The organism is Bellilinea sp., from assembly GCF_053501535.1.
Genome location: NZ_JBRCOK010000007.1, coordinates 1 through 16,265, shown reverse-complemented (window position 1 = coordinate 16,265; position 16,265 = coordinate 1). Strand labels below are relative to the sequence as shown.

Genomic DNA, 16,265 nt, shown 5'->3' with positions numbered 1-16,265 from the left:
GTTAGTTACGCGGACTTCATCACCTTGTTGATGGTGTTGTTCGTGGTGCTGTACTCCATGGGTCAGATTGATGTGGAAAAGTACAAGCGGCTGGCGGAGAGCATGCGGGCGGCGTTTTCGCTGGGCGGGGCGGCGCGCGTGGTGGATGTCCAGATCAACCAGAGCGGCGGCAGCATTGAAAACGGCCAGCCCAAACCGATTGTCGTGCCGGGCATTCCGGAAGCTCCGCCAAAATCCGAAGAGGTGGCCGGCCAGTTGACCCGTATGCTATCGGGCACCCAATTCGGCAACGAAGTCAGTGTGCAGACCAACATTGAGGGCGTATTAATTTCGCTGAGTGAAAAACTGGTGTTTGCCCCCGGAAGGGCAGAACTTTCTCCCTCTGCCCTGGAAGTTTTGCACACGATTGTAGAAATGGTGCGACCGATTGGCAACCCCATTCGGTTGGTGGGGCATACCGATGACTCCTTGCCGGCCGATTCACCCTACCGAAACAACTGGGAACTATCGCTGGCACGGGCGATGAGTGTGGCGGACTTTTTGATGCAAAACGGAATCGCCCCCAGCCGCCTGATCATTACCGGGCGTGGGGAATATGACCCCATCTTTCCAAACGATACACCCGCTCACCGTGCGCTGAACAGCCGCGTGGATATCATCATTGTTTATCCCGTTGAAAACAGTGTGATCGGGGTTGAAAACCTGAATGTAGCCCCCAATGTTCCGCAGCCTTAATGAAGGAGCATGAGCAATGAGTAAAGTATTGAGCATTCTCAGCATTGCAACCAAAGTGATGACCTTTCTGGTGGTCACGGCCATTGCAGCCATTTCGCTGGCGACTGCCTACATCATGTTTGCGCCGGATGATTTCCCCAAGCCGTTTCATCTGGTTTACGACTATTCACGCAGCAGCCTGCCGTTAGGGACGGTTGAGGCAGCCGCAGAACCAACTCCCACCCCGCATGTCTATCAGCCGGGCGAGGGGATTATGGTCAACATGTCCACCAAAATCATCAATCTGGCCGACCCCAGCGGGCGCAAATACATCCGCCTGACGGTCGTGCTGGAATTTGCGCCCGAAGAAGCCCCGGCAGATGCAAAAACCGCTAAATCCTCCGGTGATCATGGGTCGGGAGAAACGGCTGCGGCAGGAAATGATTTTCAAACCCGCATTCAATCGCGGATGCCGGTGATGGATGATGTGGTGATTACGCTGCTTTCCACCAAAACCTTTGAAGAATTGTACACTGCCGAGGGCAAGGAACGGCTGCGGCAGGAACTGATGCAGGCCATTTCGCAGCGCCTGCCGGAATTTCATCTGCTGTCCGTCTATTTCACAGAATTTGTGGTGCAGTGACCCATGTTATCGCAGTCGGAAATTGACGCACTACTCAAAGGCGCCATTGAGGTTGACCAGAAGGACGGTCAGGAAAGCGTCAATCTTGCCGAACTGATCAATCAGGGCGGCGAGCAGCGCGGGCGCGCCGAAACCGAGGGAGGCAAGAAGGTGACCGCCTACAACTTCTGGTCACCGGACCGCTTCTCCAAGGAACAGATGCGCGCCGTGGAACTGGTGCATGAAGACCTGACCGAGCGGCTGACGACCTCGCTGCCGACTTTTCTGCGCACCAATTTGCGCCCGCGTCTGGTACACACCGAACAGGGACGCTTTCATGATTTTCTCAAAGATTTTCCGCCCAACTCGCTCTTTCACATGATTAACCTTGCTCCGCTGCCCAGTCAGGTGGTGATTACCATGAGCCCCAACATCAGTTACCTGATTCTGGAACAGCGGCTGGGCGGAAAGATCGAGGGCCGCTATCAAGACCGCCAGTTGACCGAAATTGACCAGTCGCTGCTGCGCGGGTTGGTGGAGCACATGCTGGGTGATATCAAAGCCGCCTGGAGCAAAGTGGTTTCGGTGGAACCCACTCTGGAAGATTCGACCACCAACCAACACTGGGTGCAGATGATTATGGGCAACGAACGGGTGATGCTGCTGACCTTTGAATTGAACATTCAAGGCACCACCGGCACGATGAGTATGTTCATTCCCTTCAATACCCTCAAACCGATTGCCAACGTACTTAATCCACACATCTGGATTGCCGGGCGCAAAGAACAGCAGCAGGATTACACCACCCGCGAAAAGGTGCTGCAGAACATGCAGCGGGTTACCCTTCCCATCCGCGTGCCGCTGGGTCAGGCTGAACTGCATTTGAGAGAAATTTTAAATCTGGCTGTCGGAGATGTCATCCAGCTGGATACTTCTATCCGTGAGCCGCTGGTGGTGGAAGTTGCCCGCCGCAAGCGGTTCACCGGCAGAGTGGGACGCAGCGGCCGCAATCTGGCCATTCAAATTAGCGGGGTCATTCGCGAACCGGCCGACCCTGCCGATGAGATCGAGAGGTGAATGATGAACGAGCAAAATCTCAATGAATTTGAAAATTCTTCCCCACCTGTTCGCACCGCCTCCTCCAGTGCGGTCAAGACTTCCACGCGCGAAAGCGCCAGCATTGACCTGTTCATGGATGTCATGCTGAAGGTGACGGTTGAATTGGGGCGCACCCGCATGACCTTGCAGCAGGTTCTGGATTTGCAGAACGGTTCGGTGGTCGAACTGGACCGCCTGGCCGGGGATCCGGTAGATGTGTTTGTCAATGACCTGCTGATCGCACGCGGCGAAGTGGTGGTGGTGGATGATAAATTCGGCGTGCGCATTACCGAAGTGATCAGCCCCGAAAACCGCAAGGGTGGTCTATGATGTCGTCCTGGATAAACCGCATCAAGCAGTGGTATGCGGCTGCCAGCCGGCGGCAAAAGATGCAGGCCGGGCTGCTGGCGCTCAGCCTGATTGCCTGCCTTGCGCTGGCTTTGGGTGGCGGGGCTGCCCCTCAAGACAACGCCGGTGAATTTTCTGGCCTGTATTTTGTGGGGGTGGCGGTAAAACTGGGAGGCGTGCTGCTGATGATTGTTGGCTTTGGCGTGCTGGCAATGCGCTGGGCGCGCAACCCGCGCCGTTTGGGCCGCGGCGATCAGCTGATGGTGGCAGAATCCATCCGTCTTTCTCCCAAACAAGCCCTGCATCTGGTGCAGGTGGGCAATCAGCACTTTCTGATTGGGGCAACCGACCAGAATATTGCGCTCATTTCCGAAGTCCACCTGCCCAACACTGCCGAAGAAGAGCAGCCCATCCCCATCGGACAGGATTTCAACCGCCTCTTACAGGGATTTTTACAGGTCAAAACCAATGGAAAGGGATAATTTCGCCATGAAAAACAAAGCATGGTTGACCAGCCTTTCCGACCGTCAAAAGACAATCATCCTGCTGGTTGCGCTGGCGCTGGTTTCATTGTTTTTGAGCGGCTGTGTGGGTGATCCCAACCTGAGCGCGCCGGGCGTAACCCTGACCATTGAGCCGCAGGGTCAGCCAAAACAGGTGACCAGCGGGGTGCAGCTGCTGGTACTGCTGACCGTGCTTTCGCTGGCTCCGGCAATTCTCATCCTGGCCACTTCATTCACCCGCATTGTGATTGTGCTGTCCATGCTGCGCAGCGCCATCGGTTCACCCACCATTCCGCCAAATCAGGTGGTGATTGGTTTATCGCTGCTGTTGACCTTTTTTATCATGTCGCCGGTTTATCAGCAGGTGGATCAAACGGCCATTCAGCCTTATCTGAAAGAGGAAATTGACCAGGAAACGGCCTTCAAGCGGGCGGTCGAGCCGGTGCGGGCTTTTATGTTCGCCAATACCCGCGAAAAAGACATCCAGTTGTTTTTGGATTTGAGCGGCGAGCAGCGCCCGCAAACCCTGGAAGACATCCCCACTGTCGCGCTCTTTCCCGCTTTTGTCATCAGCGAACTGCGCACGGCTTTTACGATGGGGTTTGTGATTTTCATCCCCTTTTTGATTATTGATCTGGTTGTTTCCAGTGTGCTGCTTTCGATGGGCATGATCATGCTGCCGCCTTCGCTGGTGGCGCTGCCGTTCAAACTGCTGCTGTTTGTGATGGTGGATGGCTGGTATCTGGTTGTGCGCAGTCTGGCGTTGAGTTTCTTGCAATGAGGAGGATGCCTTGACCGAAGCCTTTGTCATGACTCTGGCGCAAAAAGCGATCACCATGGCTCTGATTCTGGCGGGGCCGGTCATGCTGGTCAGCCTGCTGGTGGGCAGCCTGATCAGTCTGGTGCAGGCGGCAACCCAGATCAATGAGCCGACCCTTTCGTTTGTCCCAAAGATGATCGGCATTATTCTGGTGCTGGTGATTTTGGGTTCGTGGATGCTGCAGCAAATCCTGGTATTCACCGCCGAGTTATTCAACTCTCTGCCGGGGTTGACACCCTGACCTTTTGCAACGGAGCAATTCAATGCTGACTCAACGTGTCCAGGCCATTCTCCAATCGGTTAATCATCTGCGGCCAATTCCCTCGAATGTGACGCGTGTGCTGAAAGAATTGGAAAATCCCAGAGTCAGCCTTGGGATGATTGCCGAATATATTGGGCTGGATCAGGCGCTGGCGGCGCTGGTGCTGCAAATGGCGAATTCGGCGTCGTTGGGGTATGGACGCACGTGTACGTCTTTGAATGACGCAGTGGTGCGCATCGGCGTCAAGCGTTTGAAGTCGCTGCTGCTGGCTTCGGTGGCGGTTGACTCGATGAATCGCCAGTTGAGCGGTTACCGCTTGGGGACCGGCGAGTTATGGAATCATTCGGTGGGTACGGCGGTTACCGCTGAATGGGCAGCCCGCACACTGGCTTATCCCGATCCGGAAGAGGCTTATGTTGCCGGCCTGCTGCACGATATTGGCAAACTGCTGCTGGATCAGTATGTGCTGACCGATTACAGCCAAATCATCCTGTACGTTCAAAAATACAATCAACCGCTCTGGCTGGTGGAAGAGAAATTGATTGGTATTGATCATGCCCGCGTAGGCGGCTTGATTGCCCAACGCTGGGGCTTTCCTACGGTTTTAATGGATGCCATTTCATTTCACCATTACCCGTCATCCGCCCACGCCAGCCCGGTTTTGCCGGCCATCGTCAACCTGGCCAACTACCTGACCATTAAGGTACAGGGCAGCCAGCAGGGTCTGTTTTGCGATGTGCTCCATCCGGATGTGCTGACCATTCTATCGCTGGATGAAGCGCGTTTGGAGCGTTTTCAACAGCGTGTTGGCGATATTTTAGGGGTATCGGTTTAAGGAAGAATCGGTCATGGAAGAGCAAACCAGGCGTATCATCCTGCTGATACCGGATGCCCTGCAGCGCGACCTGGCCGGGCTGGCTTTGCAGCGCGCCGGTTTTGAGGTTGTGATGGCTCGTGAAGCAGCCGACCTGCCTGATCTGCTCAGCCGTTACCAGCCGCAGGCTTTACTGTTGGACTTGTTTCTACCGGCTGCCAACGGACTGGAAGTACTGGAAGGGCTGCAGCAGGCGCAAGCCCTGCAGGGAACGCTGGTGTTTGTTGTTTCACGGCTGGCGTTTCCCGAAGTGGTGCTGCGCGCCAGAGAACTGGGGGTTGTTGATTTCTTTGTCAAACCGCTGGATGCCCAAGGCCTTGCGCAGCGCATTCAGCGTGCTTTGCAGGATTGAATTTTTTACGCCATATTTAGACGAGCTTCACTCCGACTTTACGGAATTTTTTGCCCGAATCCGTTATCCTGAAACTAAGTTCTGCCGTGGGAGAGAACGATTGTGATTGTTTCGGTCGCGCAGGCTCAGTTGTATTTTCTTGCCCTGACCCGGATTCTGGCGTTGATGATTGCCGTGCCGGTGCTGGGCGGGCAGACCATTCCCTTACAGGTGCGGGTTGGACTGGGATTGATCCTGGCGGCAATTTTATTGCCTTGGCAGCCTCTGCCGCCTCAAACCGAGTGGATGGACGGACTGGCTTACGCTATTTGGGTGGCTCGTGAAGTATTGATCGGTACGCTGGCCGGGTTTGCCGCCCGACTGACCTTCGGTGCGCTGCAAATTGCCGGTGAAGCGATGGGTTTGGGCAGCGGTTTTGCTTCCAGCCGCCTGTTCAATCCCGCCATTGCCGAAAGTTCCACCGCGCTGGATCAATTTTTTATGATGGTGGTGATGCTTTATTTTCTGGTGATTGACGGGCATCACCTGTTTTTGATTGCGGTCAAAAAAACCTTTGAAATTTTGCCGCTGATGGCGCCGCTTCCGCTCGACCGCATGGATGTTCTCATGCAAACAACCGCTCAGTTAATTCTGGCGGGGGTACACCTTGCGCTGCCGGTGATGGCCGCCTTGTTTTTGACCGACCTCACGCTGGGTTTATTGGCGCGGGTTGCTCCACAGGTGCAGGTTTATTTCCTCGGTTTGCCGTTGAAAATTGGCGTTTCGTTGATTGCCATGGGGCTGGTCATCGTTGTGGGACTGCCCTTAATCGGCAACCTGTACCGCGAAATTGCGCCGCGCATGCTGACGTTGATTGGGAATTGAGCAATGAGCAACAAGACCGAAGCCCCAACCCCGCGACGAATTGAGGATGCGCGTAAAGAAGGACAGGTGGCGCGCAGCCAGGAATTGAACACGGCTGTCATTCTACTGGCGGCGGCTTTTTTGTTGCGCGGGCCGGGCAAAGAAATCAACACCTCATTTGCGACGCTCATCACCCAATCGCTGGCGCAGATTGCAACGGTCGAATTGAGTGAGAAAGTTCTGCTGCAAATGGTTTATTCAATTGGCAGTCAGGTACTGCCGCCGTTGGGTTTGATGCTCTTCGCGCTGATGTTCACGGCAATTGCCGTTACCATGGGACAGACGCGCTTTTTGTGGACGAGTAAAAAAATCGGTTTCGACTTCAAACGGCTCAATCCGCTCAACGGTTTCAAACGCATCTTTTCCCTGCGCGGTTTGGTGGAAATTGTGCGCGCTCTGCTCAAACTGCTGGTGGTGGGCTGGGTGGCATACAGTTACCTGCGCGGTCATATTGAGGAATTCGCCGTCCTGCTGCAAACCGACTTCCGCAGTGCGTTGAGCCTGTTTGCGGATCTGGCGGTTAACCTGATGCTGCGGGTGGGCGGTGTTTATCTGGTGCTTGCGGCTGCCGATTACGCCTATCAGCGCTGGGACTGGCTGCGCAGCCTGCGTATGACCAAAGAGGAAATCAAAGAGGAATTCAAGCGTTCGGAGGGTGACCCATTTCTGAAAAGTCGTATCCGCGCTCAACAGCGGCGGATTGCCCGCAACCGAATGATGGCTAAAGTCCCCAAGGCAACTGTAGTGGTCACCAACCCGACCCATCTGGCAATTGCCATCGAGTATCACGAGGGGATGAATGCCCCGCGCGTCATCGCTAAAGGCGCGTTGCGCGTAGCCGAAAGAATTGTGGCGATTGCCCGCGAACACAACATTCCGATTGTTCAGAATATCCCGCTGGCGCGGGCGATGTACAAAACGATTGAAATTGACCAGGAGATTTCCCCGGATTTGTATCTGGCCATGGCGGAAGTGCTGGCGTACGTGTACCGTCTGCGCGGACGCAGCCCGGCACAACCTCACCCCGTGGGAGGATAAAAAGGCAAAAGATGACCACAGCAACGCGTACTTCTAACCCGATGATCCAGTCCCTGCAGAGTTTACTGCGCTCCAAAGATATTGTCATGGCGTTTACGCTGGTGGTGATTGTCGGCCTGATGCTGGTGCCCCTGCCGCCGCTGCTGGTGGACTTACTGGTGGCCTTTAGCATTGCGGTTTCCATCGGCATCATGCTGCTCACCATGTACATCCGCCAGCCGATGGAATTTTCAGCTTTCCCAACCGTTTTACTGCTGGTCACTCTGCTGCGCATGGGGATCAACATCTCGGTCAGCCGGTTGATTTTGCTCAACGGTGAAGCCGGGGCAATTGTGGCTACCTTTGGTAACCTGATCGTTGGCGGTAACTATGTGGTCGGTTTTGTCATCTTCCTGATCCTGATGATCATCCAGTTTGTGGTGATCAACAGCGGGGCGGGCCGCGTGGCAGAAGTGGCGGCGCGCTTCACGCTGGACGCCATGCCCGGCAAGCAGCTGGCGATTGATGCCGATTTGAACGCCGGTTTGATTGATGAAAGCGAAGCCCGCCAGCGCCGCAAAGCCATCGAAGCCGAAGCCGATTTTTACGGGGCAATGGACGGCGCCAGTAAATTTGTGCGCGGCGATGCGATTGCCGCCATCATTATCATGCTGGTCAACATCATCGGCGGGTTTGTGATCGGCGTGCTTCAGCGCGGCTTACCGTTGGCGGATGCCCTGCAAACCTATGTGCTGCTGACGATTGGGGCGGGTCTGGCTGTGCAGGTGCCGGCGCTGCTGGTTTCGGCAGCCGCGGGTTTGATTGTGACTCGCTCCACCTCGGAATCCTCGCTGGGCAACGAGCTGTTCGGACAGATTTCCAATTTCAATGTGCTGGCGGTGGGTTCCATTCTGGTGGCTTTGATGATGCTGGTGCCGGGTCTGCCCAAACTGCCGTTTGGGTTAATCAGCGTGGGGTTTGGGGTGGGTGCTTATTTTGTCAACAAAGCCCGTCTGGAAGAACAGGCCGCTCAGGTGATGACTGCTGCCGCGCCGACCGTTGCCGAACCCGAAACGCCGGAACAGATGCTGGAAATGGTGGTGGTTGACCCGATTGAACTGGAAATTGGTTACGGGCTGGTCCCGCTGATTGAAGAAGATGCCCAGGATAACCTGCTGCGGCGCATCACCAGTATCCGCCGCCAGTTGATGGCCGAATTGGGGCTGGTGCTGCCGGTGGTGCGCATCCGCGATAACCTGCGCCTTGCCCCGAACGCCTACCGTATCAAAATTCGCGGGCAGGAAGTCTCCAGCGGTGAATTGATGATTGACCGTATGTTAGCCATTCCGGGTTCGAGTGTGGATGGTGAATTACAGGGTATCCAGACCATTGAGCCGGCCTTTGGGCTGCCGGCAGTTTGGATCAGCGAAGCCGAACAGAATCAGGCCGAGTTGAAAGGGTACACGGTGGTTTCGCCGCTGTCCGTGCTCAGCACGCATCTGACCGAAACGGTGCGCAACCACGCCCCCGATTTGCTCAGCCGGCAGCTGGTGCAGGAAATGATCAATCAACTGCGCCAGAAGTCACCGGCTTCGGTAGAGGGGGTCGTGCCCGAAATGTTGACGCTGGGTGAGGTGCAGAGTGTACTGCGCAACCTGCTGCGCGAAAGAGTGCCGATTCGAGACTTGAGCGGCATTTTGGAGGTACTTGCCAATCATGCAGCCGTGACCCGCGACCCGAATATACTGGCGGAAGCCGTGCGCCAGACCATGGCCAACACCATTTCGGCGCAGTACCGCGATGAGAACAACACCCTGCATGTGTTCACCCTTTCGCCGCAGGTTGAGTCGCTGCTACGCAGCGCTTTGGTATCCACCGATAATGGTCCGGCGCTTTCGCTGGATGCCGGACTGGCGCAAACCCTTCTGATGAAAGCCGGTGAGCAAATGGAAGGACTGGCGCAGCTGGGGTATTTCCCAATTCTGCTCTGCCCGCGAGAACTGCGGCTGGCCTTCCGCCGGCTGGCGGCGCAATCGCTGCCCAATCTGGTGGTGCTGGCCTTTTCCGAAGTCAGCCCCGGTACGCGGGTTAAAGCCCACGGCATGTTGGATTTGGGGGCGGTGCTGGGGAATGGTCAAAGTTGAGCATGGTGAGAGGTGAGCATGGAAACGCGCAAATATCAATGTGAAACGATGTTCGAAGCCCTCCAGCGCATTCAGGCTGAACTTGGCCCGGATGCCATTGTGCTCTCGGCGCGTGAAATTCCGATGGGGCCGGTGTGGAATGTGTGGCGCAAGAAGGGCGTAGAGGTGGTCGCCGCCCCACCGCTGCAAAACACGGCTGCCCAAACCGCCCAACCGAAAACCGTTCTGCGCCGCAGCGCCGATGGCGCTCACATTGAGTTTGAGGAAGCGGCGCCAGCCATTGAGTGGGTAGGTGGTCAACCGGCCTTCCCGCCGGGTGAAAAGACCCCAACCCACCAACCCCAGCGCTGGTCACCGCCCCACCTCAGCCGCGCCGAGGTGCGCTCTGCCCAAAAACAGATAGCCCGTCCTGCTGTTGAGGAACTAAAAGGGGCGGCGCTGGAATGTCCGCCTGTCGAGCCGGAAGCCCCGCCTGCAACCGCCGCTGCCCGGCAGCTGCCCCCCAGTTTGCAGCGCGTTCAGCAGCGGCTGCTGGAGCAGGGTGTCGAGGCCGATTTTGTGCGGCGCACCTTGCAACGCCTGAACCAGACCCTTGGCGCAGCGATGTTGAAAGAGGATGATTTATGCGTTCGTTATGTTCAGGAAGTCCTGGCTGCTGAACTGCGCCTGCCGGCTGCGGGGGCGTTGCGTCTGCCGGGGCGTTGGGTTTGCCTGGTGGGCGCCAGCGGCAGCGGAAAGACCAGTACCACCGCAAAACTGGCAATGTTGTACAGCCAGCACCTGGCTAAAAAGGTGGTGTGGGTATGTGCGGATACCATCCGCACCGGTGCGATTGCTGAAGCACGCGCCTACACCGATGCGCTCAACATCCCGCTCAGACTGGTTTACCGGCCTCAGGATGTTCAACTCATTGCGGACGAAATGCAGGATGCGGATGTGTTTCTGGTAGATACGGCCGGTTTCAACCCCTGCCGGGAAGATCCGCTGGTTGAATTGGGCGAACTGCTCAGCCAGATTCCCCAGCGGGTGACCTGGCTGGTAGCCTCGGCGCTGACCCGCGAGAGTGATCTGGTGCAGATCAGCGCCGCGCTGGGTGTTTTCCGCCTGAATGGAATGATCTTTACCCGCATGGACGAAACAATGACCTTTGGCAGTGTCTATAACTTTACGCGGCGTACTCCCTACCCGCTGCGTTATTTTGCGTATGGCAAGGAAACCGCCGCTAAATTTCAGGCCGCCGAAGCCTCCCGCCTGTGCGCGGCACTCTTTGGGAAAGGATGGAATCAGGACTGATGGCGAAGAATAAAGATCCCCAACCGGAAAAGGAACAAAAGACAAAGAAACCGCCTGCCGGGAAAAAACCGCCCGTACCGCAGGTAACCCTGCCGCTGTTTGCCGAGGTGTTCTTTTCCTTCTCAACCCTGATTTTGCTGCTCGTCACGCTGGTGATTGTACTGGTTTCCTTCATGTCCGGCGCGACGCTGATGGAGGTCTTTCTCCGCGCTGTGGTGGGTGTGGTTTCGCTGGGAAGTGTGTTGTGGTTTCTGACTTATCAGGTGTCTTCCGGTCTGGCAAACAGCCGGGTTGCGGAGCAAGCCGTTCGGCAGGAAGCCGCACCCCATAGCGGAAAGGTCAATGCTCAAACCGGCGGAGAGGCAGCAAGCCAGCCGTCCGCCGGCGAGGTGAAGGAGTAATTCTGAATGGCTGTTCAGGAACTTTCGACAGCGGCTTTGGAAGTGTATCTGGCAACTCGCAGCGCCGAAGCGCGCGAGCAGCTGGTGCTCCAATCGGTGCCGCTGGTTCGTTACCTGCTCAGCCGCCTTGGCATTACCCCTGATTTGGGCAGCGAGTACGAAGACCTGCTTCATCAGGGGTTGCTGGGTTTGATTGAAGCGGTTGACCGCTATGACCCTCAATTTGGCACACGCTTCAGCACCTATGCCGCCGTGCGTATCCGCGGAAAAGTGCTGGATTACCTGCGTTCGGTGGACTGGATGAGCCGCACCGCCCGCCAGCGGGTGCGCGCCATCCAAAAGGCGGTGGAGGAACTGTGGCTGATTCATCAACGTGAGCCGACCGATGAGGAAATTGCCGCTCACCTGAAAACCGACGTGGATACCGTCCAGCGCGGCCTGATGGATTCCAATCGCTTTATGCTTTCGCTGGATGCGCCCGCCGATGTGGACAGCGAAGAGAGCGACCTGCACGACCGGCTGGGCGATGAACGCCAGGTTGACCCGCAGGAACTTTCGCTGGATGAGGATTTGCGCCAGCAGCTGGCGGAAGCCATCCGCAGTTTGCCGGAGCGGGAACAACTCGTGTTGTCTCTGTATTACCATGATGAATTGAACTTCAAAGAAATTGGAAAAGTTTTGGGAATCTCCGAATCGCGCGTGTGCCAGTTGCATGCGCGAGCATTGATCAACCTGAAGGTGGTGATGAGCCATGAGTAACATTCCGCGAGTCTCACTGGAAGATACCTACACGCTGCTTCAATTGATGCGCGAAACGGCTCTAATGAAGGGACGGCAGGCGCAGGCTGACAAGCTCAACCCGGTGACCGAGCAGATGCGCACGCTGGTGGAAAACAGCCGAAAGACCGATCAGTCCGCTGCCCCGCACACTCAGCCCCCGGCCGGCATTTTGGGGCAGGCTGACTTCCAGCAGCTGCTGGAGGTATCCAAAAACCGCCCGGTTACCCAGCCGCCCGCTGCACCGGCAAGCGACCCGGCCGAGCGCAATCGTCTGATTGTTGCCATGGCTGCTGCGCAAATGTCCGAAGTGGATATTGCCCGCCAGATGGGGATGACCCGTGAGGAAGTGCGCCTTGTGTTGAGTGTTCAGCAGCGCAGCACCCCGAATGTTCAAGGAGGTTACATCCGATGATTAAAGGCATGTATTCCGCAGTTTCGGCAATGATCATGAACGCCGCCCGCCAGCAGATTCTGGCGCACAATGTGGCCAACATCGAAACGCCCGGCTTCAAGCAAATTCTTACCGATGCCCAGGATTGGGCGCAGACACCGGTTTTGTATTCCCCCGGCAACGTGCTGCAAAACCAACGGCTGAGTTATGTGGGGCTGTTGGGGCTTGGCACACAACTCGGCCCGCAGGTGACCGATTTCACGCAGGGCGGTTTGCAGCTGACCCAAAACCCGCTGGATCTGGCCATCGAAGGCGAAGGCTTTTTCCGCGTGCGTACCCCGCAAGGTGATCGTTACACCCGCGACGGCAGATTTTTGCGGGATGCGCAGAACAATCTGGTCACGGTGGATGGTTATCTTGTATTGAACGAAGGCGGTCAGCCCATCCGCCTGCCGGACGGCGAGATTATGGTGTTGCCGGATGGCAGTATTCAGGTCAACGGCGCCCAGGTGGCACGCTTGGGGTTGGCGCGCTTTGCCGATCCGCGCGCCGAACTTCAGCGAGAAGAAGGCAACCTTTACAGCGGGCCGGCAGCCTCTACCCAGCAGGAGCCCGTGCGGGTGGTTCAGGGAGCCCTGGAAATGTCGAACGCCAACCCCACCCAGTTGATGACCCAACTGGTGGAAGTCGGGCGCGCTTACGAAGCCGCTTTGAAAATGGTGCAAAATCAGGACGAATTGCTGGGTAAGACCATTGCCTCACTGGGCAGAATTGGATAGGAGTGCCGTTATCATGTCATCTTCCCTCTTTCACACCCTTAATATCTCCCGGCAGGATATTCTCAGCCGACTGCTCGATCTGGATGTGGTTTCCAACAATCTGGCGAACATGAACACGGCCGGTTTCAAAGCCAGCCGCTCGAACTTCCAGGAATTGCTCAATCAGCGTACATTGGAAGGGGTTACCCTGGCCAGCACGCAGGCGTTGATGCGCCAGGGTGCCTTACGCCAATCGGCAAACCCGCTGGACTGGGCGATTCAGGGCGAGGGTTTCTTTCAGGTCAGGTTGCCGGATGGAACTACCGGCTATACCCGCGACGGACAATTTCTGCTGGATTCCAGCCGTCAGCTGGTTACGGCGGCGGGCTACCGGCTGGTCTGGAACGGGCAGATACCCGACGGCACCACGGATATCTATATCCTGCCGGATGGCAGCGTGCAGGCCACCCTTCAGGATGGCACACGCCTGATTGCCGGTCAGGTGCAACTGGCGCGCTTTGTCAACCCCAGCGGCTTGATTTCGCAGGGGCATAATGTCTGGCTGGCAAGCCAGGCTTCCGGCGCGGCGCAGGTTGGAACGCCGGGCTCGGCAAATTTTGGGATGATCGCCGCGCACGCCGTCGAACAGTCGAGCGTGGATTTATCCAGCGAAATGACGCGGTTAATGTCTCTGCAGCGTTCCTTTCAGATGTCGGTGCGCACCTTTCAGCAAACTGACACGATGATTGCGCAGGCGCTGAATCTGCGCAAGGGGTAAAGTTTGAGCCAAAACATCCGATACTGTAAACACGTGATTTATCTACCGTTTTTGGCTCCTGGAGGTAAGACCTATGAAGATTGAGAACAATGGAATCAACCCCTTAACTCCGCAAGGCGCAGACCCTATCCAACGCGCTGACCGCAAAATGGTCAATGAGGCCAATGGCTTTGCTCAGCGGCGGGATAGCGTTTCGCTCTCGTCGGATGCGCGCCTGCTGGCAAAGGCGCGTTCAGCTGCAGACAGCGCGCCGGAACTGGAAAATGAGCGCCTCAATCAAATCCGCCAGCGAATTGAAAGCGGCGATTACACCATCCAGGTAGAGGAAATCGCCCGTAAACTGGCCGCCCGAGCCTACTTTAAGCCCTGATAGATGACTCAAGTGGAGAGACGGTATGGTAAATCACGATCAATTTTGCGAAGTTCTGATTGAACTGGAAGACACGCTGGTTGAGCAGTTTCGACAGATTCAACAACTGATTGAATTGACCCTGAGCGAGCGTCAGGCCTTGCTGGAAAACAGTGATGGCCTGATGAACATTGTTGAGGAAAAAGAAGTGCTGCTCGACCGGTTGGGAGTATTGGAGGATAACCGCCGCAAAGCCGTGCAAAAACTGGCTCTGGAGCGCGGAATTGTATCGGATGAGACCTCGATTGCCGAACTGCTCCCTTACCTGGACGAGAGTGAAGCCCGGCGCGTTACGCGCCTGGTGGAGGGAATTACCAGCCTTGCCCGAGAGGCGCGCCAGTTGAATGATTACAATCAGGCGCTGGCAGTAACCCGTCTGGACTGGCTGCAAGCCGCCCAGGTCTTTCTGGTTGGGGTGGTGCAGCCCGAGCCGGCTTATGCCCCGCCCTACAAGGCCCGACCGGCGGCGGAGGCTGCCAATTTTGGCATGGACTACCGTGCCTGAAGGGAGGGGTCAATGCCGGGAATCTCTTCAGGAATTCACATTGCCCTGCAGGCCATACTGGCACACGCTCAAACCATTGAGGTGATTGAGCACAATGTTGCCAATGCCAACACACCGGGTTACCGCCGCCAATCGGCGATTTTGGAAGCAACCGTGCCTTCCCCCATCCTTGCAGCGCACAAGGGGATGGGGGCAGGTATGCGCGGCGGTGGGGTGCGGGTTGCCCAGATTCAACGCTTCAACCTGGAATTTTTTGACGGGCGCTACCGCTCGGTTTCGGCCAGCGCCAAATACTGGGAGGCGCGCCGCGATATTCTGGTGCAAATTGAGGCCACTCTTGCGGAAACTTCGCAGGATGGTCTCATCAACAAACTGGATCAGTTCTGGAACAGCTGGCAGAATCTGGCGGGCGACCCGGCCAACCTCAGCCTGCGGGTCAGTTTGCTGGATGATGCCCGGGTTCTGGCCGAGGGATTCAACCGGCGCTGGGAGCAGCTCCAGCAAATCCGGCTCGATCAAAACCAGGCGGTGATCAGTCAGGTGGAACAGGTCAATGCCTATGCCGATGAAGTTGCCCGCCTCAACAAAGAAATTGCCCGCGTTTTCTCCACCGGCGAGCGCCCCAATGACCTGCTGGATCAACGCGACCGGGTTCTGGATCGTTTGGCGGAATTGACCGGCGCCGTTGCCCATGAGCAGAAAAATGGCGAGGTCATGGTTTCGATTGGCGGGCATGTGCTGGTGATGGGGGTACAGGCGCTGCATTTGACCACCCAACCGAAGTCCGGCGATACCCCGATGGTGGAAGTGGTCTGGCAGGCCGATACACCCCCGCAGACGGTCAATCTGGCTGGTGGCTCGTTGAAAGGCATTTTAGAAGTGCGTGATGAGGTCATCCCGCAGCAGATTCAGGGACTGAATACGCTGGCAGGTCAGATGATTCAACAGGTCAATGCCCTGCACAGCAGCGGTTTTGGGTTGAACGGAGCAACCGGCTTACCGCTCTTCAACGGCACAGATGCAATCACCATGCGTTTGAATGCAGCGGTGGATGCTCAGAGTCTGGCAGCCGCCGATGCTTCCGGGCAGCCGGGCAACAATGCAATAGCCATGGCAATTGCGGTATTGCGTAACCAGCCAATCGCCGGGCTGGGAAATGTATCTCCCAATGAATATTACAACGGGCAAATCACATCCTTTGGCGTACTGACCAAAAATGCCACCCAAAATAGTAGCACTCATGGGCTGGTTGCCAAAGCCCTCAACGATCAGCGCGAGGCGGTTGGGGGGGTA

General features: G+C 56.6%; 21 protein-coding genes. All 21 read left to right on the top strand.

What is annotated here, in order from left to right:
• On the top strand, positions 1-735 hold a 735-nt coding region (locus tag ACWIZX_RS00585; RefSeq protein ID WP_448334470.1), incomplete at its 5' end, for an OmpA/MotB family protein.
• A gap of 16 nt (positions 736-751) precedes the next feature.
• Positions 752-1,357 (top strand): flagellar basal body-associated FliL family protein, encoded by a 606-nt coding sequence (locus tag ACWIZX_RS00580; RefSeq protein ID WP_448334469.1) that lies wholly within the window; start codon positions 752-754, stop codon positions 1,355-1,357.
• 3 nt (positions 1,358-1,360) lie between these two features.
• On the top strand, positions 1,361-2,413 hold the full coding sequence (gene fliM, locus ACWIZX_RS00575; protein ID WP_322791962.1) for a flagellar motor switch protein FliM: 1,053 nt from the start codon (positions 1,361-1,363) through the stop codon (positions 2,411-2,413).
• Positions 2,414-2,764, top strand: coding sequence for a flagellar motor switch protein FliN (fliN, locus tag ACWIZX_RS00570; protein WP_322791961.1), 351 nt, complete (start codon positions 2,414-2,416; stop codon positions 2,762-2,764).
• On the top strand, positions 2,764-3,264 hold the full coding sequence (locus tag ACWIZX_RS00565) for a FliO/MopB family protein (protein ID WP_448334468.1): 501 nt from the start codon (positions 2,764-2,766) through the stop codon (positions 3,262-3,264). Before fliN ends, ACWIZX_RS00565 begins: the two co-directional genes overlap by 1 nt.
• Positions 3,265-3,271: 7 nt before the next feature.
• Positions 3,272-4,066: a flagellar type III secretion system pore protein FliP gene (gene fliP / locus ACWIZX_RS00560; protein ID WP_322791959.1), complete on the top strand. Its 795-nt coding sequence runs from the start codon at positions 3,272-3,274 to the stop codon at positions 4,064-4,066.
• A gap of 10 nt (positions 4,067-4,076) precedes the next feature.
• Entirely contained in the window at positions 4,077-4,346 is a 270-nt protein-coding gene (fliQ, locus tag ACWIZX_RS00555) for a flagellar biosynthesis protein FliQ (RefSeq protein ID WP_322791958.1), read from the top strand.
• A gap of 22 nt (positions 4,347-4,368) precedes the next feature.
• Positions 4,369-5,202, top strand: coding sequence for an HDOD domain-containing protein (locus ACWIZX_RS00550; RefSeq protein ID WP_448334467.1), 834 nt, complete (start codon positions 4,369-4,371; stop codon positions 5,200-5,202).
• Positions 5,203-5,215: 13 nt separating this feature from the next.
• A complete protein-coding gene (locus tag ACWIZX_RS00545) occupies positions 5,216-5,593 on the top strand; it encodes a response regulator (RefSeq protein ID WP_322791956.1) in 378 nt (125 codons plus the stop codon).
• A 102-nt stretch (positions 5,594-5,695) separates the two neighbouring features.
• Positions 5,696-6,457, top strand: a complete 762-nt coding sequence (gene fliR / locus ACWIZX_RS00540; RefSeq protein WP_322791955.1) for a flagellar biosynthetic protein FliR — start codon at positions 5,696-5,698, stop codon at positions 6,455-6,457.
• 3 nt (positions 6,458-6,460) lie between these two features.
• The gene (gene flhB, locus ACWIZX_RS00535) at positions 6,461-7,534 is read left to right on the top strand and encodes a flagellar biosynthesis protein FlhB (RefSeq protein WP_448334466.1); all 1,074 of its coding nucleotides are present in this window, start codon (positions 6,461-6,463) and stop codon (positions 7,532-7,534) included.
• A gap of 11 nt (positions 7,535-7,545) precedes the next feature.
• Positions 7,546-9,657, top strand: coding sequence for a flagellar biosynthesis protein FlhA (flhA, locus tag ACWIZX_RS00530; protein ID WP_448334465.1), 2,112 nt, complete (start codon positions 7,546-7,548; stop codon positions 9,655-9,657).
• A gap of 18 nt (positions 9,658-9,675) precedes the next feature.
• Complete coding sequence (locus ACWIZX_RS00525; protein ID WP_448334464.1) at positions 9,676-10,950, top strand: hypothetical protein; 1,275 nt, start codon at positions 9,676-9,678, stop codon at positions 10,948-10,950.
• Positions 10,950-11,351, top strand: a complete 402-nt coding sequence (locus ACWIZX_RS00520; protein ID WP_448334463.1) for a hypothetical protein — start codon at positions 10,950-10,952, stop codon at positions 11,349-11,351. Before ACWIZX_RS00525 ends, ACWIZX_RS00520 begins: the two co-directional genes overlap by 1 nt.
• A gap of 6 nt (positions 11,352-11,357) precedes the next feature.
• Positions 11,358-12,110 (top strand): sigma-70 family RNA polymerase sigma factor, encoded by a 753-nt coding sequence (locus tag ACWIZX_RS00515; protein WP_448334462.1) that lies wholly within the window; start codon positions 11,358-11,360, stop codon positions 12,108-12,110.
• A complete protein-coding gene (locus ACWIZX_RS00510; protein WP_448334461.1) occupies positions 12,103-12,543 on the top strand; it encodes a hypothetical protein in 441 nt (146 codons plus the stop codon). Before ACWIZX_RS00515 ends, ACWIZX_RS00510 begins: the two co-directional genes overlap by 8 nt.
• Positions 12,540-13,301 carry a flagellar hook-basal body protein gene (locus ACWIZX_RS00505; protein WP_448334460.1) on the top strand — a complete coding sequence of 254 codons (762 nt, stop codon included), beginning with the start codon at positions 12,540-12,542 and terminating at the stop codon, positions 13,299-13,301. The genes ACWIZX_RS00510 and ACWIZX_RS00505 overlap by 4 nt, the downstream gene beginning before the upstream one ends.
• A 13-nt stretch (positions 13,302-13,314) precedes the next feature.
• Positions 13,315-14,058: a flagellar hook-basal body protein gene (locus ACWIZX_RS00500; RefSeq protein WP_448334459.1), complete on the top strand. Its 744-nt coding sequence runs from the start codon at positions 13,315-13,317 to the stop codon at positions 14,056-14,058.
• A 73-nt stretch (positions 14,059-14,131) separates the two neighbouring features.
• Complete coding sequence (gene flgM, locus ACWIZX_RS00495) at positions 14,132-14,428, top strand: flagellar biosynthesis anti-sigma factor FlgM (protein ID WP_448334458.1); 297 nt, start codon at positions 14,132-14,134, stop codon at positions 14,426-14,428.
• Between the two features lie 25 nt (positions 14,429-14,453).
• A complete protein-coding gene (locus ACWIZX_RS00490) occupies positions 14,454-14,972 on the top strand; it encodes a flagellar protein FlgN (protein WP_448334457.1) in 519 nt (172 codons plus the stop codon).
• Between the two features lie 12 nt (positions 14,973-14,984).
• On the top strand, positions 14,985-16,265 hold a 1,281-nt coding region (gene flgK, locus ACWIZX_RS00485; RefSeq protein WP_448334456.1), incomplete at its 3' end, for a flagellar hook-associated protein FlgK.